This window comes from Paenibacillus sp. FSL R5-0701 (assembly GCF_037973995.1).
Lineage (GTDB): Bacteria > Bacillota > Bacilli > Paenibacillales > Paenibacillaceae > Paenibacillus.
Map to the genome: position 1 here is coordinate 4,283,931 of NZ_CP150230.1, position 22,855 is coordinate 4,306,785.

Below are 22,855 nucleotides of genomic sequence, written 5' to 3' on the forward strand. Positions count from 1 at the left end.
CCCATCTCAGTTTGGTTCATTCGTTTTCAGAATCTAAGCCAGTTCTTCCTGTACAATTTCAGTCCATACCCCTTTACGATTCAGAATGCGAATGGCAAAGGCATCATATCCATCACGCTTGACCTGATCAAACCCCATGCGCTCTCCCGTAATCAGTTCATATACACCATTTTCATCTACATCTTCGCCAAACTCTTCATCCCAAGGCACATTGTAGTAGGCCGTCAACTCTACTTCAAAGATGTCCTCTCCTTCAACATCCAGGTAAGGACGAAGGGGTCTGTCATGTAGTGCTTTTTCCGAATAGGTCTCACATAACATGGCATCATATCCGTGCTTGGCGGTATCAATAAGCAGATAGCGCTCACCCGTGACCGTATGCTCCGCATATACAAGAAGAGGTGTCGAATCATGCCAGGTAATCAGATCATCTTCGGTTAAGTCACCATAATAAAAAATATGGAATTTATCATGACCATCACTCGTTTGAAGTTTGCCTGTCCACTCCACTTCATCGGACTTTATGTTTTCTTCCTTCCTAATTAATCCTTCCAGATAAGCAGGTCCGTGTTGTACACCATACTCATTCATCATCTCGCCTCCGATTGGTTCATTCGAATAGTAACTACTTTGTGCTCCTCATCCACCGCCAGTTTCACATCGATGTTTAACTTGTCGCGAAATAACGCCGTAATATTGATATAAGGATCGCGAACAGCTTCACCGCCGCCACCATTCGTAGAACGGCTCATTCCCTGATGAATGATGGATTCTACCAGCTGTTTATCTCCCTTGCCGGTGTTATTGTAGGTGTAGATCACCTGCCCATCCTGATCATACAGATTCAAAACCGTTGTGAAATCATTGGCGTTCTCATACTGTCTCTCGGTCTGTACATAGTTGTGATCTGTACGTTGATAGTTTACAGTACCAGCCAGATACGGATTGTCCCCGCCGGGCTTCACATCATATTCCTGATAGGCCAGATTAAACAGGTATTGGAGATGACTCATGTCGATCCGGTAATAAAACTGACGGTTATCTTCCTCTTTGTCCATCGCTGCAAAACTGTTAATCAGCGGCCAGGCTTCATAGGACTTCCCATTAACATCAACGGCGAGAGCATAGTCAGATAATACTGTCTCTTTTTGAAATACACCAAATGCCTCTAAAATAAAATAAGCCGGAATCATCAACACACCCAGAATGATTGCAAAAATAGTCAATTTTACGCGTAGTTTCATATCTTCTCTCCTTGCGGCCTTAACGCTTCATCTTCAATTTCATTCTCATCCAGTCTTGTGCTGAAGCTTTGACAGTGTACGAACAACCACATCCCTGTTCTTCGCATCCTTGATATAAGCCGGAATACTATGTGAAGCCGTTCTTATGGGCATATTTCCGTATTTCACACGCAGATCTGCTGAGACATAAGCGATGAGATAATTCAGATGTTCCCGATTTACAGCCCATATTATTTTTCCTCTGAACTCATCCAGGAAGTATAATTCCAACCCGAATACAGGGTCTTTCCCTGCACGAACCTCGGAAAAAAACCTTTGGTATGTCAGCTTGGCATGTAATTCTACCTGATTAACAGAACCACAATGCGGACATTCCACATGCGTTGATCGGTGAGAAGTCTTCTTCTCGTCTGTGACTTCCACGTTGAACCAGCGTTCACATACAGCACAATTCCCCTTGGCTTTATATTGATACACTGATTCTTCTAAAGCTTGAGCGTAACATTCGAAACACTTCCAACCCAGTTGATCATTTCGTTGTTCAATCGAAGCGTGCCCGCCGCATTTGGGACATTTCACATCAATCCGCTCTCCCCGTCGAAGAACCGAATAGAAACTATACTTATATGCTCCTTCATCTTCGAAACGTTTCATCCTATATCCACCCTCCTCCTGAAACTATGACACACACCGCGTCAGAATACTCAACATTTACCAATCCTTCTCACTAAAATTATATGAAACTCCGTTCCTCAGTACAAGAATTGAAGACAGATTGTTGGAAATGCCTCTAATACGACATACCCAAGTGTGTGCCTCATCACACCCGTCCCCACCTCAATAACGTAATCTATAACTAAATAACTATTGAAATGAAAGAAAACCTGCTTTTTAGATTGTGAAAAACATCACTTGAGTAAAGGTTGTGCAACTATGTTCTCCTTACTGAATGTATATAAATGGTCACTCGTATTCGCCATATTTACAGCAACTCTCTCTCACTGTAGTTCAACCGATACAGTTAAACCTGTTCACCACGATGAAGTCTCCTCCTCTGCGGTCAGTCAACCCCCGGTGGACCCGATCATTCGCAGAGAAGAAACTACGGTATATATTGAAATGACGGCCCAAGTTACAGATGTCGAAATCTCCGAAGGTGTGACCTATAACGCTTGGACGTTTAATGGCACCGTTCCCGGACCCGTCCTACGAGTGACCGAGGGAGATACTTTGGTGTTCACGTTAAAAAATAAAGATTCCAGCTTACCTCACTCTATGGATTTTCACGCTGTACATGCTGCTCCAAGCAGCAAATTTATTGATGTTATGCCCGGCGAGGAAGGTACATTCACTTATCCAACCTCCTCACCTGGTGTATTCATGTATCACTGTGGAACCAAACCGGTCCTTGCCCATATCGCAAACGGGATGTACGGCATGATTATTGTTGAACCCAAGGTAGGATACCCTTCCGATCACTTGATTGATCGTGAGTATACCCTTGTTCAGAGTGAATGGTACAAAGAACATGATTACGAGGCCTTTTTGAACGGGGAACCTGAATATGTCGTATTTAACGGCAATGATTATGGATTAGTAAAACATCCTCTGTTAGCCAAAGTAGGAGATACGGTGCGGATCTATGTCAGTAATGCCGGACCCAATGAAGTCTCATCCTTCCACGTTGTAGGTACCATTATGGACCGTGTGTATACCGACGGGAATCCACGAAATATCCAGTATGGAATACAGACGGTTATGCTTCCCGCAAGTGGTGGAGCTGTCGTAGAGTTCACCGTGACCGAAGAAGGTGATTACGCGATTGTGACCCATCAGTTCAATCATGTAGCCAAAGGAGCTGCCGCTGTTCTGCGTGTGACCAAGGATGGTACGGATCATGGTGGACCTACGATGTCTCACTGAGACATGACAATAGATAATGACTATACCCATCCTGAACCATTCGAGGTGATTAAATGATGATCTGTACACACGAAGCGAAGGATGCCTGTTTCTCCAAAGTATCTCTGTTCCAGCATCTTGATCCATCCGAAGCTACCTTGTTGATCTCCCTTCTGCATACCCGCAAATATAACAAAGGCGAAGTTGTCGTTCAGGAGGGCGAACGCTCAGATACGCTTTATGTGGTTCACCAGGGATGTGTGAAGTTATCCAAATACAATGAAAATGGCAAGGAACATATTATTCGGTTTCTGTTTCCCGGTGATTTCTTCGGACAAGATTCCCTGTTACAAAAAAAAGCACATGCGGCTAACGCCGAAATTCTGGAGCCTTCGGCCATCTGCTCCATTAGCAAACATGACTTTGACCAGTTACTTGAACATGATCCAAAGCTTGCTTACCATTTCCTGCTTGCCATTTCCAATCTTCTGCGTGAAACAGATGAATGGAACAGTTCACTCAGTGCGATGACAACGGAACAGAAGATTGCCAAGCTGCTTTTGTATTTCCATACCCGAAATCATGCAAGGCATGAGATCCGCTTGCCTGTTTATAAAAAAGATATGGCTCTGTTACTCGGGATTACACCTGAAACACTAAGTCGCAAACTTACCATGATGCAAACTCAGGGGCTACTTCAGGTTATAGGAAACTGCATCCTTATTCTTCAACTGGAGCAGCTTAGGGAAAAGGTTACTCACTGAACTAAAGATTTGACAATAACACTGAGATGACAGAATAACAGCGTATTTGGACAAGTATTATATTTCACATCAGATGTGAGTATCGTCACAGTGCGGGCTTACGTTAGCGTATACAGTTAAGAAAAGATCTACAGGAGGGTTTTGCGATGAATACGGTTGTTAAATTGGACAAACAGATCATTATGCACAAAATGCAGGAGTTATGTTCACTACTGTTACAAGATGAAGGATACAAAGAGATGCGGGACATGATTGATCAGTTTGCAGCAGATGAACAGGCCACAGCCCAGTATGAGCGTTTTATGGAGAAACATCAGGCACTGGAGGAGAAAGAACGGCAAAATATTGAGTTGCTTGCCTCTGAAATTCAGGTATATGAAGAGGAAGAACGCGCTCTTTATGATCATCCCCTCATTCGACGGTTCATCTATGCACAGCGCGAGTTCAGCCAGCTGCATCAGCAGATCAGTCACTATTTCACGAAATCCGTGGAAATGAACCGTCTACCCGAAGCGAATGAACTGGGTAAAGAGGCTTGCGGGTGTGGAGGAAGTTGTTCCAGCAACCACTAAGATTATCTTTTGTCTGAATAATAAAAAGAGTATCCGATCAGAAACCACTCTGTTCGGATACTCTTTTTATATAGATTTAACTAATATTTACACGACTATGTAGTGGACAGCGATCGGAAGCTTATTCTGTCATCTACAGATCCAACAATAGTGATACGAGCAATCCCATGGATGCAATCAAACCCACGACAGGTCCGCCTTCCTCAAAGGCTTCTGGCATCATCGTCGAGCAGATCATCGCAATGATTCCACCACCTGCAAATGCACCAATTGCTGCCCCCATCTCCTCAGGAAGCTGCTCGAGAAACAGATATCCACCCAGAGCTGCAAACGCGGAGATCAGCAATACACTTAACCACATCAACATAATTTTCGCACGACTGTACTTGCTGCCCTGCAATCCAACCGTACTCGACAGACCTTCAGGGATGTTGCTGACAAAAATGGATACCACCAGCACCACACTGACACCGTTGCCGGCCAGCAAGCTGGCTCCAAGCATGATGGATTCCGGGATAGCGTCCATTACTGTGCCTGCAAAGATCCCCAAGCCGCTTTGATTCGAGTCTCCTGACCTTCCCGAGCGTTTACGCCCTGCCCCACCCTTTGCCGAGATGAGCAGGTCAAACAAGGTATACACGACGGCACCTGCCGTAAAACCAATGGCTGTAGGGATAATCCCCCCATCATTCAGCGCATCTCCGAGTAGTTCAAAGGTAGCTGCCCCGATTAATGTACCTGTCCCAAAAGCCATGATCCATCCGATGACTCGTTTAGGAATCTTTAGAAACAGGGCTGCGAGTGCACCAATGACAACCGCTGAGGCAGAGATGCCGCCCCACATGAATGCAGTCCACATCCGGGTCGACCCCTCTCTTGTTCAATAATCTTCTATCATTCCATTAACCCTTGCCGACGAATCAAAAACAATCCTGTGACGTTGTGACCTATATCACCTGCTGTGTTCAAAAATCACGCTATGATGAAATGATGCGGTTTACAACAGAACAGACCAGATCAGGAACTGTACGGCTCCAATAATTTCAATGATACCGACCTTCATAGGACGCAGTGTTCTGCCTGCATATATGAAGGTGCGTACAGCGGAATAGATATACGCCAAAGACATCCATGGATATCCGATCACCATCGGTATGATAATTAGAAGGATATGTACCATGCGAGTTAGCATCAGCCATCGCTTATTCGTTCGCTCTCGAAAGACTGATTTCACAAAGAACGTACTTCCTGTAAAATGTAAGAAAGAAAACAAAACGACGATTGCCATTCCATAGTCCCAGTGCCCGCCTCCTATGAGATAAGCAGCTGCTCCCCCTAGAGAGAATACCAGCATGGCACACAGGTCATTGGTAAGCGAGCGTTCTACTTTGTGTCTCACATGCCAGATGTTCACCAGCAACAAGCCAGCCAGTACCGGGCCAAAGAATAATAGTGAGATCTGACCCAGAACTGGTGGGATCAGACAGATTAGAGCCACTGTACCGTAGATTGCCGCCCACTTGTAGAGACGATGTCGATTGGCATTCTTTTTCAAAGACTGTAGTAAGGGATACGCGGTTAGATATAATCCAAGCCAAGCTACAAATAAGGGCGCATGCAGCCAGTGCGGACCACTTGCAATCACACCTACCAGAAAAGGCACACTAACCATGGCCCAGCCGCCATGTTCATGAGGGATAACGATTGAATGCGTATTGGTTTTCACTTCACAGTTAACCTCCTAGGATTGAATGATATCGAAGTTAGAAATATGAACACAGAGAGGAAAGATTCTCATGAGCAGGGTAAACAAAGATTCAGCAGCGGAGTTTCTACAACAGTTCCCCATCTTTCAGGACCTTAGTCCAGAAGAATTAATGCAGGTCGAAGATATCGCCATTTCCAGAAGCATTCATAAGAAAACGGTCATTTTTAGCGAAGGTAGCGAAAAAGAAGCTGTTTTTTTCATTCGTACCGGCATCGTAAAAGCATATAAAACGGATGAGAACGGACATGAACAGATTGTCTCTTTTCTCAAAACAGGAGATATGTTCCCGCACACCGGCTTTTTTAACGCACACCCCTATCCGGCTACCGCTGAAGCGATTACACCTACCGAATTACTGGCCATACCCGTCAGACTGTTCGAACGTTTAATGCTGAGCACTCCATCGATTGCGATCAAAATCATGCGTGTACTCGGAGACAAAATACGAGAATTACAGGATAAATTGCAGGTACTCTCTGGTCAGGACGTGCGCAACCGCGTGCTTTCCTTCCTTCTCATGCTCGCAGAACAACACGGACAGACGCATGGAGACCAAATTATCATCAACCTGCCCATGACACACCAGGAGTTTGCCAATTCCATTGGTACAACAAGGGAAACAGCGAATCGGCTTCTGAATCAGCTTACAAAAGAGCATTTGATCGAAGTGGATCGCAGCCGAATTATCATTCTTGATTTACAAGCATTGAAGCAACAAAGGGATGCCTGACCGCCCAGCTCTACTGGGGTTATTCCAAGTTCTTACACCAATCTCTGTGTGCAAAAAGAGACCTTAACGCCTGCAATTGATGTAAAGGTCTCTTGCTGTATGCACAATTACCGATACATGTATCAGGCGATTGTGAGCTCTGGCCTGCCCATGTCACTGAACATGCCCGCATAATATTTGACATCGCCTGCCTCATTACGGATTGCCGTAATACTTAGCCATTCCTGATAGATCTCTCCGTTTTTCTTCCGATTCCAGATCTCGCCTTGCCAATATCCTTTTTCACGTAATTCCAGCCATAATTGGTCATAGAAACGTTTGTCCTGTTTACCGGATTTCAGCAGGCTTGGCTTCTGTCCAACCGCCTCTTCAGCACTATAACCAGTGACCGCAGTAAAGGCCGGGTTCACGGATGTAATAACGCTGTTCGTATCTGTGATCAGAATAGCTTCAATGGTACTCTCCAGAATGCTCGCAGATAACTGGAGTTTCTCCTGGTAGAACATCCAGATCACAAGTACAAGACTGACCAACGCAATCTGAGACAAAGCCATGAAACCAATGGCATAATGACCGGTCATGCTGTACAACAAAGTCAACATCAACGGAGGGAAGAATCCACCCAGTCCCCCCATAGCGGAGATCATTCCATTCGCTACACCTGGTTGTTTGACGAAATACATTGGCACTAATTTGAAAATGGTTCCGTTACCTGTCCCTGCGCATAATGCCACAGTCAGACATCCAATCGTGTATATATAGAATGATGGCGCGAAGGATAATACAATCGCTGCGATCGTTAATCCGCCGAACACAAACATTAATATTTTGAATGGATTAAATCGATCTCCAAGCCAACCTCCCACGGGCCTCATAATGGTTGCAACGAGAATGAATCCCGCTGTACGAATACCTGCATCGACTTTATCCATCTGAAAGTGACTAACCAGGAAATTCGGCAAGTACACCGTAAATGCCACGAACGAGCCAAATGTCAGAAAATAAAACAAGCAGAGCAACCATAGTTTATTGTTGCGTGATATGGCCTTCAGTTGCTGCATTAAAGGAGCGTTAACTCGTACTTCCTGTTTGTCACCCAGAACGAAATTCAGCGCCGCCATCCCTAATAGCAAAATACTGTAGAGCAGAACCGTCGTAGACCATCCCATACGATCAGCGATCAGCGGGGCTCCGAATGCAGACAGTGCTGTACCCAGGTTACCAATTCCGTAGATCCCGTTAACAAATCCATGTCGCTCTTTCGGATAATATTTGGGCAGTGAAGTTACACCGACGGAGAAGACAGCTCCCCCAATACCGAGGAACAATCCACCAATCACCAGATCACTGAACGACGTCGCACGGCTAATCCACCATACCGGAGCCAGCAGCAGGACAAAGCTGATCATGAAAATATTGCGTGCTCCATATCGATTCGTCCAATAACCAATCGGAATACGGGCAATCGATCCGATCAATACGGGAATCGCTGTCGCCCACGCAAGCTGGGAAGACGTAAGCGCAATATCTTCTTTAATAAATGGCATCAGAGATGACAGGATAACCCATACCATGAAACCCAGAACCAGACTTGCCGTTTGCAAGGGCAGTTGAACCTTTCCTTTATGTTGCATCTACATCGCCCTTTCCTTTTTTTGTTCCTGATTCGGATACACAGCACCATCTCTTCTGCGATACAGCACATAACTGCGTTTCAGATAACCCAGTGGCATACTCAACATGTGAACCAGACGTGTAAATGGAAACACGCAGTACAGTACAAAGGTAAGCAGAATGTGTACTTTGAAGTTCATCGGTACATTCTGCATCAGAACGGGATCAGGCTGGAATACGATCAGACCGCGCAACCACGGATTAATCGTTGTTCGATAGTCAAAACCTGTGTGATTCACCGCATTAGCCGAGGTCGCCAGTATTCCGGTGACAATGACTATGATCAACATGGCAAGTGCCATCCAATCCCCGATGCTGCTTGTCGCCCGCACTCTGCGAGCAACATAACGGCGAACCAGCAAAATGACAGCACCTGCCAATGCAATGATCCCCGCAGGCAGTCCTCCTGCGATAGCCATCAAGTGATATCCTTCATCACTCAGTCCAATCCAGCGATAGAACTCCACTGGAACAAGCAAACCGGCAATATGTCCACAGATTACAGCGAATATCCCGATATGAAAGAGTAAACTGCCCCATTTTAGCATGCGTTTCTCCAACATCTCACTGGACTTGGACGTCCAACTGAAAGGATTCGTCACATAACGCCAGATTGTCGCCGTAATACAGAAAACAATGACCATATAGGGAAGAGCGCCCCATAACAACAGTTCCAGTGTACTCACCGATTCCCCCTCCTCATCTGGGCAGCGATCTGCATAAGATCTGCAGGTTGTTGGTTAACTGTCTCTTCTTGTTCTGGCACATCAGGGGCAGGAGGCTCAGGAATGACCTGTAACATCAGACTGAGCAATGGTCCATATGGGCTGTTCTGTCCCGTAATGCTTTCGCTCATTGTGACCAACGCCTTATGGCAACTGGAGAGCACCCCTAAGGCATCTTCCTCGGGAGCCTCAGCTACAAATTCAAGCACCATAGGCAAATAGTCCGGCAACTCACTCACTTCCATATAAAATCCCGCAGCTTCATATCTGCGTTTCAATTCAATCAGAGCCGGGCCCCGATCCCGTTCATCTCCATGAAGAGCATACGTGAGATAGAGGTTACACTTTTTATCAAAATCGAATGTACGAACATAGGCATCCTGCCACTCAATCGAGCTTACCGACTGTGCTTCATCTACAAATGTCAGCAAGATCTGGTTCACCATCTCATCGGAAATGGACTGTATAGCTTCCTTCACTCCTTGCAGTCCTTCTCTCCACGCTGTATCCGGATATTGCAACAGGTAGGAGATCAGTTTACAGACCATTCTTCTCGTATTCGTATCGTAAACCAGAGCCTGACCTGTTCCCTCATTGGGTTCGATCGTCATCGTTGTCATTGTCTCCTTTCCCATCAAAATACCCCACAAGAACCAGGACCACCTGCAAAATCAAGTCCGCAGCTGCCCTGTTCGCTGAAGAGATCTTCCACTTCCTCACGGTGGGCTGGCGGGATGACAAAACGATCATTATACTTCGCAATCGCGAGCAGTCGGTACATGTCCTCCACTTCCTGCGCATCCATGCCTACTCTTTCCAACAATGCCGATTCACTGGTCTTACCCGTCTGCTGATTACGCATGTGAATGCGCATAACGGCCATCTTCCGCAGGACCTCACGAATTCGATCCGTATCTCCTGCTGTAAGCAGATTGGCAAGATACTCCACCGGAATACGCATGTTATCAATCGCAGGGAAAATATCATTAGCCTCCAGTGAACTTCCCTGTCCCTCTACCCGATTGGTAATCGGGCTAAGCGGTGGAATGTACCATACCATTGGCATGGTACGGTATTCAGGGTGAAGCGGGAGCGCAATTTTCCAGTCGATAACCATTTTATAAATAGGGGACTGCTGCGCTGCAATAATCCAATCCTCGGGAATTCCTGCCTCACGCGCTTCGCGAATCACCTCAGGGTCATTCGGATCAAGGAAAATATCCATCTGGGATTCATAGAGATCCTGGTCATTTTCAACGGAAGCAGCAGCTTCAACACGGTCTGCATCATACAGCATCAGGCCGATATAGCGGATACGTCCCACACAGGTTTCGGAACAGATCGTTGGCAGACCGGCTTCAATCCGCGGGAAACATAGCGTACATTTCTCGGCTTTGTTTGTCTGCCAATTGAAATAGACCTTTTTGTACGGACAGCTCGATACACAGAATCTCCATGCGCGGCATGCATTTTGGTCAACCAGTACAATCCCGTCTTCTTCCCGTTTGTACATCGCTCCGGAAGGACAGGAGGACACACAGGCTGGGTTAAGGCAATGTTCACAGATCCGTGGCAGATACATCATAAATACCTGTTCAAAATCCATCTTGATCGAATCCTCGACACCCTTCATGTTGGGGTCTTCCATCCCGGTTACATGGGCACCTGCCAGATCATCCTCCCAGTTAGGTCCCCACTCCAGATTCATATATTCACCGGTAATCTGGGATTTCGGTCTTGCTACAGGCTGATGTTTTTTCTCCGGGCTGTTCGTCAGTTTCTCATACTCGTAGGTCCATGGCTCGTAATAATCATCAATGGTAGGCTGATCCGGGTTATGGAAAATGTTAAGCAAGCGTCTTGCCCGTGTGCCGGACTTCAATTCCAGTTTGCCATTCTTCATCTCCCAGCCACCGCGATAACGCTCCTGGTCCTCCCATTGTTTCGGATAACCGACCCCTGGCTTGGTCTCTACATTGTTCCAGTACATATATTCTGCACCTGGACGATTGGTCCAGGTGTTTTTGCACGTAACACTACATGTATGGCACCCTATGCATTTGTCCAGATTCATGACCATACTGACTTGTGCTTTAATCTTCAAGCCAATCCACCTCCTGCAGTTTTCTTATGATGACATTGAGATCACGCTGATTGCCTGTCGGGCCATAGTAGTTGAAGCCATAACTTAACTGGGCATAACCACCGATCATATGGGTAGGCTTCACATGAATACGTGTCGGACTGTTATGCGTACCCCCACGTGTCTGTGATATTTTGGTGCCCGGAACATTAATATGACGGTCCTGAGCGTGATACATGAATGCCATGCCGCGAGGAATACGGTGTGTCACTACGGCTCTGGCAACGACTACCCCGTTACGGTTGAAACATTCGATCCAGTCGTTGTCAACCAGTCCGGCTTCTTCTGCATCTTCGTAGTTCATCCAGATTGTCGGGCCACCTCGGAACAACGTCAGCATCGGCAGCGCATCATAATACATACTGTGGATCGACCACTTATTATGCGGTGTCAGGTAGTTCAGGACAATCTCCTTGCCCCCTTCGATCGGACGTTTGCTGTTTGGATGGAACGGTGTATGCTTCAGCACAGGTTTAAATGTCGCTAATGTCTCTCCGAACTCGCGGAGCATCGCATGATCAATATAGAACTGCTGTCTGCCCGTCAATGTACGCCATGGAATCAGGCGCTCCACATTGGTGGTGAATGGCGAATATCGGCGTCCTCCTTTTTCCGATCCGCTGAATGCAGGCGAGGTAATGACCGTTTTCGGTTTGGAAGTGATCTCGTCAAACGTAAAACATTCCTCAGACCGTTCCTCAGCCAAATCTTTCAGATGCAATGCTGTTTTCTGTTCAAGTGCTTCCCACGCACGCACAGCCATCTTTCCGTTCGTTGTACTGGACAAGGTCAGAATGGCCTCTGCAACATTACGGTCTGTGCTCAGATCCGGACATCCTTGTCCAACGCCATCTTTACGGTTCACGCCCAGGATACCCTTGAGTTTTTCATACTCTTCACTGGCTGACCAGGATATGCCTTTGGTACCGATTGGTTTATCCTTCACTACAGGTCCAAGGCTGATCATTTTGTTATATACCGCAGCATAGTCACGTTCCACGACCTGAATATGCGGCATCGTTTTGCCCGGGATTGCTTCACATTCTCCCGCACTCCAGTCTTTGATCTCTCCGTACGGTTGAGCAAGCTCATCTGGTGAATCATGCAACAGCGGTGTAGCTATGATCTCCTTCTGTGGACCATCAAATTGCTGCGCAGCCATCTCGGAGAATACACGTGCAATTTCCTTGAAGGTATCCCAGTCCGAACGGGATTCCCACTGCGTGGCTACAGCCGGATTAAATGGATGAACGAACGGATGCATATCCGTACTGCTCAGATCGCTTTTCTCATACCAGGTCGCTGCTGGCAGAACAATATCGGAATACATCGCCGTACCTGCCATCCGGAAATCCATATTGATCATCAGGTCGAGTTTGCCTTCCGGTGCTTCATCCACCCATTCCACATGCTCCGGGCGCAGTCCATGATCGTCATCATTCAGCAATCCGTTCGTTGCACCGAGCAGATGCTTGAGGAAATACTCATGTCCTTTGCCGGAACTTGAGATCAGATTCGCTCTCCAGACAAATAGTACACGCGGGAAGTTCGCTGGATCATCGGGTTGCTCGATTGAGAACTTCAGATTTTTGTTCTGCAATTCAGAGGCTACATAAGCACCGATCTCTTCCTTCGTCGTTGCTCCAGCCTGCAGTGCATCCTGATGCAGATCAATTGAGTTACGATTGAATTGTGGATAAGATGGAAGCCAGCCCATACGCGCAGCCATCACATTATAATCAGCCACATGCTGGAACCTCGGTTCACCCTCAAGCGCCGAAGTCAATTCTCCTACTTGGGTCTCCTCGTATCTCCATTGATCTGTTGCAAAGTAAAAGAAGGATGTTCCGTTCTGCAGACGTGCAGGTCCGGTCCAGTCACGAGCAAAGGCAATCGTCTGCCAGCCTTCAGCCGGACGCAGTTTTTCTTGACCAACATAGTGCGCCCAACCTCCACCATTCACACCCTGACAGCCTGTCATCAGTATTAAGTTAATGATGGCGCGATAGATGACGTCGGAGTTGTACCAGTGATTAATACCGGCTCCCATGATGATCATGGAACGCCCTTTGGTATCGATCGCATTTTGTGCAAACTCACGTGCAATCTGTACGACAGTCTCTTGGTCCACACCAGTGATTTTCTCTTGCCACTCCGGAGTGAATGGTTTTACCTGTGGTGCATGTAAGATGTCGTCTCCACGGTGAACACGTACACTCCACTGCTCCGCACCAGTGACTACTTCTGCTGAATCCGCAGAACGTGTCATTTCACGTTCAATTCCGTATTTGGCAAGTACCAGATCGTATACGGCTGTTACCGTAATCCATCTGTCTCCCAGCCAGATCTGGCGTACAGGAATCTGCCGCTTCATGACATGTTTTCCCTCATCATCAAAGTACGGCAGTTGAATGGTTACGAGATCATGATGGACTCCGAGCATGGATAGTCTTGGATCAATCGGCTCACCGTTCTCCACCTGTTCCATTTTGAGATTCCATGTGCCTTCTTCACCCCAACGGAATCCCAAACTTCCTTTTGGCATCGCATAGGTTCCACTGTTCTCATCGTATACAAGCGTTTTCCATGCCATATTATTGCCCGTAATACCCAGGTCTTCCCCAACGAGAAATCTGCCTGCTGTGTGTATCCCGTCCTTTTCTTCCACAATCAGCAGATTTGGAAAGTCCGTATACTGTTTGGCATATTGCATGAAATAGTCCGTAGGCTTTTCAATATAAAACTCTTTCAGGATGACATGGCCCATAGCCATCGCCAGAGCGCCGTCCGTTCCTTGTTTTACCGACATCCATGTATCTGCAAATTTCACATATTCCGCATAATCCGGGCTGATCGATACCACTTTCGTTCCCCGATAACGTGCTTCAGCCAGGAAGTGGGCATCCGGTGTCCGCGTCATTGGCAGATTAGAGCCCCATACCAGAATGTATCCCGAGTTGTACCAGTCACTGCTCTCCGGCACATCCGTTTGATCGCCCCAGATCTGAGGTGAAGCCGGCGGCAGATCCGCATACCAGTCGTAGAAACTGAGCAATGGTGATCCCATTAGGGAGAGGAAGCGCGACCCTGCTGCATAACTGACCATCGACATGGCAGGAATTGGAGAGAAACCAATAATCCGATCCGGTCCGTATTCTTTGATCGTATGAATTAGCGAAGCGGCAATAATCTGTGTCACTTCACCCCATGACGCGCGAATTAATCCACCTTTACCACGTACCGTTTTGTATCTTTTCACTTTGGCCGGATCATCCGCAATGCTGGACCACGCCTGAACCGGGTCACCATGTGTCTGAAGCGCATCACGCCACATGTCCAGCAGCGCACCGCGTACGTAAGGATGTTTGACACGCAGCGGGCTGTACAGATACCATGAGAAACTCGCTCCACGTGGACAACCTCGTGGCTCAAATTCCGGCATATCCGGTCCGGTTGAAGGATAGTCGGTAGCCTGCGTTTCCCAAGTGACAATGCCGTCTTTCACATAGATCTGCCAGCTGCATGATCCGGTACAATTGACGCCATGCGTGGAACGCACCACTTTGTCATGCTGCCAGCGGCGGCGGTAGATATCTTCCCAATCCCGGTTGACCGGGGACATCTCACTCCAGCCCTCCGCACTTTTTTCACGTTTGGCAAAATATTTGAGTTTGCCCATCCAGGGCATGCTTTTGTTACTCATTGTTGTCCTCCCACATATATGACCTGTTGATGCAAGTCGAATCCTGAACCGCTGTTGCTAACCTCCGATTTGCGACATATGTCGCAGCGTTGGTGTGCCGTCAATCTGTTGCCCATTTAAGGCTTTTAACATGTCATGTGTCTCGGGTTTGGCTCCGAGCGCCTTGTAAAATAAATCCTGCACCGCCTTGTCATCACCTACGAGTGGACGAACATTGAACTCATCTGACCAGTAGAGACAAGGTTTGATATTTCCGTCTGCTGTCAGCCTAAGCCGATTGCAATTTCCGCAGAAATGGCTGCTCACCGGGTGAATCAGACCAAAGGTTCCGGCAGCTCCCACAATGCGATAACTATCTGCTGGTCCATTCCCATAAATCTCTCCACAGCTTTCGTACTCCCATCGTGCTCCGCATGTTTCCAGCACATGTTCGAGGGGCATATACCCAGATCTCCAACCTTCTCCACTTTCACCAATAGGCATGTACTCGATAAAACGAATATGAATGGGTTCATCCCGGGTCATCCTCAGAAAGTCTTCCACTTCATCGTCGTTCACGCCTTTCATCAGCACCACGTTCAGCTTGATCGGATGAAATCCGGCTTTTTGGCTGGCCTTAATGCCGTCCAGCACACGCTGCACCTTGCCGCCTCGGGTAATGCTTGCGAATCGTTCTGGCTTCAAAGAATCCAGGCTTATGTTCACCCGTGTTAGCCCCGCAGCCTTCAGCAGATCCGCATAAGCTGCCAAATAGATGCCATTGGTGGTCAATGCGATATCTTCAATTCCTGGAATAGCGGACAACATCGCAATCAGTTGATCCAGCCCCTTACGAACAAGAGGCTCCCCTCCAGTTAAACGCAATTTCCGAATGCCCAATGGAGCAAGCGCCTTAACGATGGACGTGATTTCTTCATAGGACAGGATTCGTTCTGTCGGTTCAAACTGCATTCCTTCCTCTGGCATGCAATACACACAGCGGAGATTACAACGATCCGTAACCGAAATTCTTAAGTAATCATGTTTTCTTCCAAACGGGTCCATTAATTTTGATTCCATACACGTACCTCCCTTCTCAAGGGTGCTGTATTCACATCAGCCGAAGGAGAAAGCTGTTTTCTCTCATCCAGTGTCATCTTGACGCTAAATATAAGGATGTCTCGCTCGCTGAACTGTGCAAAATATCACAAGAAGTGAAACATAGCGCACAGTTGCACATCTATATATGCTCACCAACCCTTTTCCAAACAGGATTCTGGTCTAAATAAGTCTAAATTATGGCAAAAAGAAATGTGTGAGCCTGCTCACACAGACCCCTCTTCACGTTTTCTATAATCAAATTGCAGCACCACACTATCCCTATTTGGAGGAATGACACATGAACACATACGCAGCAACCATTAATGCCACGGAGTATCCACCGCATTTGAAACATAAAGTTATTTTCGAAACGTTTGATCAGTTGCAACCACAGGAATCCATGCTGCTCATCAATGATCACGATCCAAAGCCACTTCGATTCCAGTTCCAGTCCACACATCCTGATGGCTTCAACTGGGAGTATATTGAGCAGGGCCCTACAACCTTCCAGGTCAAGATCAGCAAACTATAGAATTGGAGCTGAACCGCTATGGCCCACGTTGAAATCATTGACAATACTACACTTCGCATCACGCTGAGGTTGGAAGATGCCACAACCATGGTGCAGATAGCACAGCGTGAACAGGCCGAATATGCGCAAGAGATTGTTACCATTTACGAAAAAATGCCTGTGTTCGAATATACTCACTTCTGTTTTTACGCCTATGACAGTGCAAGACTTTTTGAGCGTGTGCTCGGCATGGACCCCAAAGCCTATCTGTCCTTCTCCCTCGATGCGCCGGAGTCATTCTTCTACGCGCTGTACGGTGGAATGGCCGCCCTGTATGAATCATCTCTGCAGTTGGTACAACAGGCGGATGTAGCTAGTGCAGGATTGGATGTGAACGCACATGTCTCCATCTGATATCCGTATGGTTGAATTGGATGTGCGCCCTCATCTGAGTAAAAAGCTGGAGCCGTTTCAGCTGATTATGGACACGGTCAAGGGCCTTCAGCATGACGATGTGTTTGTCCTACATGCTCCATTCAAACCAACGCCTCTGCTCGGTATTCTCAAGCTGAAAGGATATTCCAGCACATCGGAACGAAAAGGTTCAGATCACTGGGTTACCACATTTGTGCACAAAAAAAATAAAACCGGTGCAAAAGCATTATCTGCAATGGTTTTACCTGGATCAGAAGTTAATTCGGAGCCTGGTTCAGACGAAGAATCAGCTTCATGCAAAGGACATCCGGAGGAGCAAGCTGTTGCGATTGCAAACATTGAAACTCCACAGGCACCCAAAGTTATACTGGACAATCGCGGATTGGAACCGCCACAGCCCATGATGCGAACACTTGCCGCTCTGGAGCGTTGCAAACCTGGGGAAATCGTACTGATTCACAATGACCGTGTACCTGTATTCCTGATTGAAGAGTTAAACAATCTAGGTTGCACCTACACGGTTGAAGATCAAGCCGATGGCACAGCCAAAGTGAGAATTGAAAAAGGGTAAGGAGGAGAAAGCCATGTCCAGGTTGCCGTTTCTTTTCATCATCACGGGCATCTTTGGATTTGTAATGTATCACGCCTTCTCTCTGCTCTCGCTGACAGGCTGGCTTGGTGATGAACTCAGAGGACCCGAAGGCTGGTTTCATGCTCATCTGTTTGTGCTCGGGTGGGCAACCATGCTCGCAATGGGTGCCGTTTATCAGTTGATACATGTTATTTTGCAATCCAATATCTACAGTCTGGTTCTCGGTTATTGTCATTATGTCTTGTTCAGTATCGGAATCGTAGGCATGTTATACGGCTTCATTTGTGCAGATGTCATCTGGATTTCCGGTTCTGCGACACTCGCGCTCTCTGGCATCCTGTTGTTCGGATGGAATATGGCTGTTACCCTCTTACGTGCCTCACAATGGAATCCGGTAACGATTAGTGCAGCATGTTCGTGTCTTTATCTGGTTCTTACCGGGCTATCCGGTATGCTGATGGGTCTGAATTTTGCCTTTGGTGATTGGAATGGTATGCATGAACGCTTGTTCGGCGCACATATCTGGATGGGAACACTCGGCTGGTTTGGCATGTTAATTACCGGATTCAGTTACAAAATGCTGCCCATGTTCTACCTGTCCCACGATTACTCCCTTCGATTACAGAAAGTGGTCCTGGTTCTGTGGAATGCAGCTGTAATTACAGGCGTTGTCGCATTTCTGACTGGGCTTAAGGGAGGTTTGCTCTGGTTCGCGCTCTTGCTCCTAACCGCAGCCCTACTCTTCTATGTGTATCACTTGGAGCAAATTCAGGAGAAACGTCACAAAAGCAACCCCGGGCCGGGTATTCGCTGGTCTGTGTATGTAAGCCGTGCCTTTGCCGCATATGCTGTCGCCCTACTGATCTATTCGGCGCAAGGAACCGAACTGCTGCTCCATCCAAGGGTTGTTCTTCTGTCTGGATGGGTATATCTCGGGGGCTGGGTGTCCCTCACCATACTCGGATATGCCTCCAAAATCGTGCCTTTTCTCTGGTGGACCCACAAATACGGCAAGCAGGCAGGCAGACCCGGAACACCGCTAATGGCTGGTATGCTGAGTGAACGGAACGTCAATTGGGGGATGATCGCCATGGTGGCTGGAAGCCTTCTGCTAGTCAGTGGAATTCTGATTAATCTGGCAGAGGTTATGATGGTTGGAGGAACAGCCTTATCTCTGGTTTCCATCGTTTATATAGCGAATATTGCTTTGGTATTCAGACGTTAATGTTAAAAAGGTAGATTGGAGGGTGAACATGATGGAACAAACAACGCATTTACTGGAATGTCTCAAGGAAGTATATGACCCTGAATTAGGTGTCAATATCGTTGACCTTGGTCTGGTGTATGAAGTAAAGGAAGAAGCTGAACGAGTACATGTACGGATGACGCTAACTACACCAGGTTGTCCGCTGCACGATACCATCGTTGGTGCGGTGAAATGGGTTTTACAGGAAAATACGAATAAGACTGATATTGACGTTCAAGTGGTGTGGGAGCCACAATGGTCTCCACAGATGATGTCGAATGAAGCCAAGGAATTGCTGGGATACTTCTAGGCAGAATGACTATAGACCGGATAATGAACAAGTTGCTGGCGGAATACGAAGAAGCGTACTTAAATCTGATGTTCTCAGACTCAAGTATGCTTTTTATTTTGCGATGGGAAACACTTGATTAAGATATTCTTGAATAAAAATAAATAAGGAAACTCCAGAATAGAGTTCCCCTTATATTAGTTCCGATCAGTGAATCGTTGTATCGCTTCCTTGATATTCGATGTTAGATGTCCTTTGCATAGGATGCTGCTGACACTTTGTTTAACACCACGAACAAACGAACCTCCTGAGCTCCTGTATTATGGAATGCAAACTCCACTTCACCGCCGCAATGAATTACATCCTCTTGTTTCACTTCTTGTTCTTTTCCATCCAGCATAAGTGTGCCTGTGCCTTCGACCACCAGCAAAATAACGTCTGTGCCTGGATGTTTATGAACGGGAAGCTGCTGACCTGGCAGAAAATGAAGTACAAAGGTCACTCCACCACCCTGTTGGAATAAAACTCGTTTAGTAAAACGCTCCTCACTGAATGCTTTGACTTCTTGCAATGACGTGATACTCATCCTAATCGTCCTCCTCGATAATGTAATCTGTGAATACATTCATCTTATCGCAAGAAAGCCCGCATTTCCTTGATCTGAATCAAGAAATACGGGCAAATGAACAAATCATAGTCGGTCCCTTATGATCGTTTGTTTTTAAGATAGTTACACCATCATTTTGCGCAGAGAAGCGATATATCTGGAACGTATGACGATGAAATAAAACGTCTGTGCAAGTACAAAGGCACCAAAAACAGTCAACACCGGCATCGTATAATTGGTAATACCAAACTCAGTCAGGAATGGTTTAACCACTACCAACGTTTCAATGATAGCTACCCCAATCGGTAAAAAGAACAGAATGGCAATCTGAACGGTGGATGATCGTTTCATCTCCTGGAAACTGAGGCCCATTTTCGAAAGAGAATGCACCATCCTTCCATCTGCTTCAAGATCGGTATGCAGTCTGAAATACAGAAAGCTTGCGGAAGATATCGAGAAGATTAATCCGATAAATATACCCAGAAAGGTAAAGAGTGCTGTACCCTGTCTGTATCTCTCAAAATCTCCATATCGTGTAGTCAGATATCCAGAGTTGTTATCCGTTGAAGCGTTGCTGCTTCCAATGGAATTTACGGAGAATAGAAGCTGATCGCTAACCATGGCTTCCGAGGAGTGGCGGTCAGGTACAGCATGGCCCCATGCAGGGATCTGATACAGATATTTTCCTGATATCATATTCTCTTTGATCTGTTGGGCAATCTCTTCATACTTCTCATCCGGGAGAACAACTACACCTGTAGCATAGAGTAGGGTTCCAAACCGTGGATCGATATCTGTATCCGTAACCCGGGCTTCCAGAGGGCTATCGTTCAGATTCAACGTCAACTTGTCTCCCTTCGCATAATTACGAAATCTGTTGCGCTCGATCTGACCCTGATCCTTCTCATTGCGGGTATCCACAAATAAAACGGATCCGGTATCCAATTGGAACATCTTTCTCCCTTGTGTCCGATTGTATTGGTTGTAGTGACTAAGCGGCATAACCGAGACAGCACTCTGATCTGCAGAGGACCACAGATATTCCAGATATATCTGTTGATAATCCAAGCCTGCGGCTTCAAGTTTCGAATCAATAGCGCTCATATCCAATTGCTCCGCTGGTCTGAAGACGTTGTATTGAATTGGAAAATCGTTGTTCGTAAACTGTTCCCGGTTCTCCTGATCCAGTGACAAAATTACAACTGCACTCATTGAAGCAATCGCAATCACCACGGTCACCATAAAGAGCATGCGTGCATTATCCTTCATTTTATAACTCATCTCTGAGATCCATAACAGACGTGTACCCTGCCATACGGTTTTACGATTACGTTTCAATAAGCGAATGATCATGACAGACAGTTGAGAGTAGAAAAAATACGTTCCCGCTATCCCTGTTACAGCTGCAATCATGATTGTTCCGCCATTTAACTCGCTGCGGAGTACCACAAAACCTACTGTTAGTAATGCAAAACCCAGAAGTGAGAAGAACCATGAAGCTTTGGGCTCTTTTTTAGGCTTGCTGGTTCCCGTCAAAAGTTCTAACGTTCGTTTGTTCCCGATAAAAACCAATGTGAAGAGTGATATGCAGAAAAATAATAACAGAAAGGCCCCGATCGTAATCAGAATCGCTTTCACCGGAAAATAAAAGGGCAGATCATCCATCCCGATAAAACGAGTAGTTAACATCAGGAACAGCTTGGACAACAACATACCTCCGCCGATCCCGGCAATAATGGACAGGCAGCCGATCAACATGTTCTCCAGAATGACCAATCTCCGAATCTGCCTAGGCTCCGCACCAAGTATGGTCAGAATGCCAAACTCTTTGTTCCGTGATTTGAGAAAAGCACTGATGGAATACATAACAAAGAAAAATGCAAACACATACACAATAACCGAAGCGATCTGCATCCCCGTAGCGGTTGTGTCACCCATTGGCAACTCTGCCACATATGGATGATAGATAAATACCGCATACGCGAAGAAAATCATGACCATAAACACACTACTAAGAAAAAAAGCAATATACGCTCGCCCATTCCGGCGAATGTTATTAAACGCGAACTGAGGAAAGCTCATGTGAATTCCCTCCCCAGAAGGATAAAGTATCAATGATCCGCTGGAAAAACGTCTGTCGATTATCTCCGCGGTGTACCTCGGCTGCCAGTTTTCCATCCTTGATAAACACGATGCGGTTGCAATAACTTGCAGCAAGCGGGTCATGTGTAACCAACATAATGGTTGTTTTCTCCTGCTGGTTAATCTGTTCAAGTGACTCCATGACCGCTTGGGATGACGTAGAATCCAGGGCACCGGTGGGTTCATCCGCCAAAACAATCGAAGGCATATTGATCATGGATCTCGCAATGGCTGTCCGTTGTCGCTGTCCGCCCGAAATTTCGTAGACTCGTTTATCCAGAATATGATCAATCCCGAGCTTCGCTGTAATGCGATGAAGTCTGCTCTCCATCTCCTTCAGTTTGACCTTGTCCAGTGTCAATGGAAGCACAATATTCTCAGCAACAGTCAGCGTGTCCAGCAGATTGAAATCCTGAAAGACAAATCCGAGTTCCCGACGTCGGAACATGGCAAGTTCTTTCTTTTTCATATCAAACGGGTTCATGCCATTAATCAGCACCTTGCCTGAGCTGGGTTCATCAATGGTGGAGACCATGTTTAACAATGTGGTTTTGCCACTACCCGACGGGCCCATAATACCCACAAACTCACCTTGCTTGATTGTCAGATGAATATCACTAAGGGCCCGAGTCTGCACTTTGCCCTGATATACTTTGTTCAGTCCCGATACCTGTAACATTTCCATTCGTAATTCCCTCCTGATCCATCATTCTTTATACGTTAATTCT

Annotated in this window: 23 protein-coding genes; 9 read left to right on the top strand and 14 right to left on the bottom strand. The window is 46.6% G+C overall.

The genetic code is table 11. The features are described 5' to 3' along the window. Window positions 1-33 precede the first annotated feature (33 nt). The 3 genes from MKZ13_RS18780 to MKZ13_RS18790 are packed head-to-tail and all read right to left on the bottom strand — an operon-like array spanning window position 34 to window position 1,898. Window positions 34-591: a hypothetical protein gene (locus MKZ13_RS18780; RefSeq protein ID WP_339177325.1), complete on the bottom strand. Its 558-nt coding sequence runs from the start codon at window positions 589-591 to the stop codon at window positions 34-36. Continuing rightward, the gene (locus MKZ13_RS18785; protein ID WP_339177327.1) at window positions 591-1,244 is read right to left on the bottom strand and encodes a hypothetical protein; all 654 of its coding nucleotides are present in this window, start codon (window positions 1,242-1,244) and stop codon (window positions 591-593) included. The genes MKZ13_RS18780 and MKZ13_RS18785 overlap by 1 nt, the downstream gene beginning before the upstream one ends. Window positions 1,245-1,289: 45 nt before the next feature. Continuing rightward, complete coding sequence (locus MKZ13_RS18790; protein ID WP_339177329.1) at window positions 1,290-1,898, bottom strand: hypothetical protein; 609 nt, start codon at window positions 1,896-1,898, stop codon at window positions 1,290-1,292. A 279-nt stretch (window positions 1,899-2,177) separates the two neighbouring features. Here MKZ13_RS18790 and MKZ13_RS18795 point away from each other — a divergent pair, with 279 nt between their 5' ends. From MKZ13_RS18795 to MKZ13_RS18805, 3 genes are all read left to right on the top strand, one after another. After that, window positions 2,178-3,167, top strand: coding sequence for a multicopper oxidase domain-containing protein (locus tag MKZ13_RS18795; protein WP_339177332.1), 990 nt, complete (start codon window positions 2,178-2,180; stop codon window positions 3,165-3,167). Between the two features lie 53 nt (window positions 3,168-3,220). Next, entirely contained in the window at window positions 3,221-3,910 is a 690-nt protein-coding gene (locus tag MKZ13_RS18800; protein ID WP_339177333.1) for a Crp/Fnr family transcriptional regulator, read from the top strand. Window positions 3,911-4,056: 146 nt separating this feature from the next. Beyond that, window positions 4,057-4,482 (top strand): YlbF family regulator, encoded by a 426-nt coding sequence (locus tag MKZ13_RS18805; RefSeq protein WP_076210007.1) that lies wholly within the window; start codon window positions 4,057-4,059, stop codon window positions 4,480-4,482. Window positions 4,483-4,615: 133 nt separating this feature from the next. On the opposite strand, the gene MKZ13_RS18810 is transcribed toward MKZ13_RS18805, so the two are convergent. Both MKZ13_RS18810 and MKZ13_RS18815 read right to left on the bottom strand, forming a co-directional pair. Beyond that, a complete protein-coding gene (locus MKZ13_RS18810) occupies window positions 4,616-5,341 on the bottom strand; it encodes a hypothetical protein (RefSeq protein ID WP_076210006.1) in 726 nt (241 codons plus the stop codon). A 138-nt stretch (window positions 5,342-5,479) separates the two neighbouring features. Beyond that, a complete protein-coding gene (locus MKZ13_RS18815; protein WP_256704177.1) occupies window positions 5,480-6,208 on the bottom strand; it encodes a YwiC-like family protein in 729 nt (242 codons plus the stop codon). A 70-nt stretch (window positions 6,209-6,278) separates the two neighbouring features. Between MKZ13_RS18815 and MKZ13_RS18820 the strand changes: the two genes are divergently transcribed. After that, entirely contained in the window at window positions 6,279-6,980 is a 702-nt protein-coding gene (locus MKZ13_RS18820; RefSeq protein ID WP_076210005.1) for a Crp/Fnr family transcriptional regulator, read from the top strand. Window positions 6,981-7,102: 122 nt separating this feature from the next. Here the strand turns inward: MKZ13_RS18820 and MKZ13_RS18825 are convergent, their stop codons facing one another. Genes MKZ13_RS18825 through moaA form a run of 6 tightly spaced genes read right to left on the bottom strand, consistent with a single transcriptional unit; the run spans window position 7,103 to window position 16,284 of the window. Further along, window positions 7,103-8,614 carry an MFS transporter gene (locus MKZ13_RS18825; RefSeq protein ID WP_339177336.1) on the bottom strand — a complete coding sequence of 504 codons (1,512 nt, stop codon included), beginning with the start codon at window positions 8,612-8,614 and terminating at the stop codon, window positions 7,103-7,105. Then, entirely contained in the window at window positions 8,615-9,340 is a 726-nt protein-coding gene (narI, locus tag MKZ13_RS18830) for a respiratory nitrate reductase subunit gamma (protein ID WP_076210003.1), read from the bottom strand. Then, the gene (narJ, locus tag MKZ13_RS18835; protein WP_339177339.1) at window positions 9,337-10,014 is read right to left on the bottom strand and encodes a nitrate reductase molybdenum cofactor assembly chaperone; all 678 of its coding nucleotides are present in this window, start codon (window positions 10,012-10,014) and stop codon (window positions 9,337-9,339) included. Before narJ ends, narI begins: the two co-directional genes overlap by 4 nt. After that, window positions 10,014-11,483 carry a nitrate reductase subunit beta gene (gene narH, locus MKZ13_RS18840; protein ID WP_076210001.1) on the bottom strand — a complete coding sequence of 490 codons (1,470 nt, stop codon included), beginning with the start codon at window positions 11,481-11,483 and terminating at the stop codon, window positions 10,014-10,016. The genes narJ and narH overlap by 1 nt, the downstream gene beginning before the upstream one ends. Continuing rightward, entirely contained in the window at window positions 11,473-15,225 is a 3,753-nt protein-coding gene (locus MKZ13_RS18845; RefSeq protein ID WP_339177341.1) for a nitrate reductase subunit alpha, read from the bottom strand. The genes narH and MKZ13_RS18845 overlap by 11 nt, the downstream gene beginning before the upstream one ends. A 57-nt stretch (window positions 15,226-15,282) precedes the next feature. After that, a complete protein-coding gene (gene moaA / locus MKZ13_RS18850) occupies window positions 15,283-16,284 on the bottom strand; it encodes a GTP 3',8-cyclase MoaA (protein WP_076209999.1) in 1,002 nt (333 codons plus the stop codon). A 319-nt stretch (window positions 16,285-16,603) separates the two neighbouring features. On the opposite strand from moaA, the gene MKZ13_RS18855 reads away from it, so the two are divergent. Genes MKZ13_RS18855 through MKZ13_RS18875 form a run of 5 tightly spaced genes read left to right on the top strand, consistent with a single transcriptional unit; the run spans window position 16,604 to window position 19,399 of the window. Next, window positions 16,604-16,837: a DUF2249 domain-containing protein gene (locus MKZ13_RS18855; protein WP_036613358.1), complete on the top strand. Its 234-nt coding sequence runs from the start codon at window positions 16,604-16,606 to the stop codon at window positions 16,835-16,837. 18 nt (window positions 16,838-16,855) lie between these two features. Further along, complete coding sequence (locus MKZ13_RS18860) at window positions 16,856-17,230, top strand: hypothetical protein (protein ID WP_221820433.1); 375 nt, start codon at window positions 16,856-16,858, stop codon at window positions 17,228-17,230. Beyond that, window positions 17,217-17,822, top strand: a complete 606-nt coding sequence (locus tag MKZ13_RS18865; protein WP_221820432.1) for a DUF2249 domain-containing protein — start codon at window positions 17,217-17,219, stop codon at window positions 17,820-17,822. Before MKZ13_RS18860 ends, MKZ13_RS18865 begins: the two co-directional genes overlap by 14 nt. 13 nt (window positions 17,823-17,835) lie before the next feature. Next, on the top strand, window positions 17,836-19,068 hold the full coding sequence (locus tag MKZ13_RS18870) for a hypothetical protein (protein WP_221820431.1): 1,233 nt from the start codon (window positions 17,836-17,838) through the stop codon (window positions 19,066-19,068). A gap of 31 nt (window positions 19,069-19,099) precedes the next feature. Then, entirely contained in the window at window positions 19,100-19,399 is a 300-nt protein-coding gene (locus tag MKZ13_RS18875) for a metal-sulfur cluster assembly factor (RefSeq protein WP_221820562.1), read from the top strand. Between the two features lie 223 nt (window positions 19,400-19,622). On the opposite strand, the gene MKZ13_RS18880 is transcribed toward MKZ13_RS18875, so the two are convergent. The 3 genes from MKZ13_RS18880 to MKZ13_RS18890 form a co-directional block, all read right to left on the bottom strand. Continuing rightward, window positions 19,623-19,964, bottom strand: coding sequence for a cupin domain-containing protein (locus MKZ13_RS18880; RefSeq protein ID WP_339177348.1), 342 nt, complete (start codon window positions 19,962-19,964; stop codon window positions 19,623-19,625). 144 nt (window positions 19,965-20,108) lie between these two features. Then, entirely contained in the window at window positions 20,109-22,067 is a 1,959-nt protein-coding gene (locus MKZ13_RS18885; RefSeq protein WP_221820429.1) for an ABC transporter permease, read from the bottom strand. After that, complete coding sequence (locus tag MKZ13_RS18890; RefSeq protein WP_221820427.1) at window positions 22,042-22,812, bottom strand: ABC transporter ATP-binding protein; 771 nt, start codon at window positions 22,810-22,812, stop codon at window positions 22,042-22,044. Before MKZ13_RS18890 ends, MKZ13_RS18885 begins: the two co-directional genes overlap by 26 nt. Between the last annotated feature and the right edge of the window lie 43 nt (window positions 22,813-22,855).

Coding starts and splice junctions, on each gene's coding strand:
- MKZ13_RS18780 (WP_339177325.1), bottom strand. CDS start 591: ATGAATGAGTATGGTGTACAACACGGACCTGCTTATCTGGAAGGATTA.
- MKZ13_RS18785 (WP_339177327.1), bottom strand. CDS start 1,244: ATGAAACTACGCGTAAAATTGACTATTTTTGCAATCATTCTGGGTGTG.
- MKZ13_RS18790 (WP_339177329.1), bottom strand. CDS start 1,898: ATGAAACGTTTCGAAGATGAAGGAGCATATAAGTATAGTTTCTATTCG.
- MKZ13_RS18795 (WP_339177332.1), top strand. CDS start 2,178: ATGTTCTCCTTACTGAATGTATATAAATGGTCACTCGTATTCGCCATA.
- MKZ13_RS18800 (WP_339177333.1), top strand. CDS start 3,221: ATGATGATCTGTACACACGAAGCGAAGGATGCCTGTTTCTCCAAAGTA.
- MKZ13_RS18805 (WP_076210007.1), top strand. CDS start 4,057: ATGAATACGGTTGTTAAATTGGACAAACAGATCATTATGCACAAAATG.
- MKZ13_RS18810 (WP_076210006.1), bottom strand. CDS start 5,341: ATGTGGACTGCATTCATGTGGGGCGGCATCTCTGCCTCAGCGGTTGTC.
- MKZ13_RS18820 (WP_076210005.1), top strand. CDS start 6,279: ATGAGCAGGGTAAACAAAGATTCAGCAGCGGAGTTTCTACAACAGTTC.
- MKZ13_RS18825 (WP_339177336.1), bottom strand. CDS start 8,614: ATGCAACATAAAGGAAAGGTTCAACTGCCCTTGCAAACGGCAAGTCTG.
- narJ (WP_339177339.1), bottom strand. CDS start 10,014: ATGGGAAAGGAGACAATGACAACGATGACGATCGAACCCAATGAGGGA.
- MKZ13_RS18845 (WP_339177341.1), bottom strand. CDS start 15,225: ATGAGTAACAAAAGCATGCCCTGGATGGGCAAACTCAAATATTTTGCC.
- moaA (WP_076209999.1), bottom strand. CDS start 16,284: ATGGAATCAAAATTAATGGACCCGTTTGGAAGAAAACATGATTACTTA.
- MKZ13_RS18855 (WP_036613358.1), top strand. CDS start 16,604: ATGAACACATACGCAGCAACCATTAATGCCACGGAGTATCCACCGCAT.
- MKZ13_RS18860 (WP_221820433.1), top strand. CDS start 16,856: ATGGCCCACGTTGAAATCATTGACAATACTACACTTCGCATCACGCTG.
- MKZ13_RS18865 (WP_221820432.1), top strand. CDS start 17,217: ATGTCTCCATCTGATATCCGTATGGTTGAATTGGATGTGCGCCCTCAT.
- MKZ13_RS18870 (WP_221820431.1), top strand. CDS start 17,836: ATGTCCAGGTTGCCGTTTCTTTTCATCATCACGGGCATCTTTGGATTT.
- MKZ13_RS18875 (WP_221820562.1), top strand. CDS start 19,100: ATGGAACAAACAACGCATTTACTGGAATGTCTCAAGGAAGTATATGAC.
- MKZ13_RS18880 (WP_339177348.1), bottom strand. CDS start 19,964: ATGAGTATCACGTCATTGCAAGAAGTCAAAGCATTCAGTGAGGAGCGT.
- MKZ13_RS18885 (WP_221820429.1), bottom strand. CDS start 22,067: ATGAGCTTTCCTCAGTTCGCGTTTAATAACATTCGCCGGAATGGGCGA.
- MKZ13_RS18890 (WP_221820427.1), bottom strand. CDS start 22,812: ATGGAAATGTTACAGGTATCGGGACTGAACAAAGTATATCAGGGCAAA.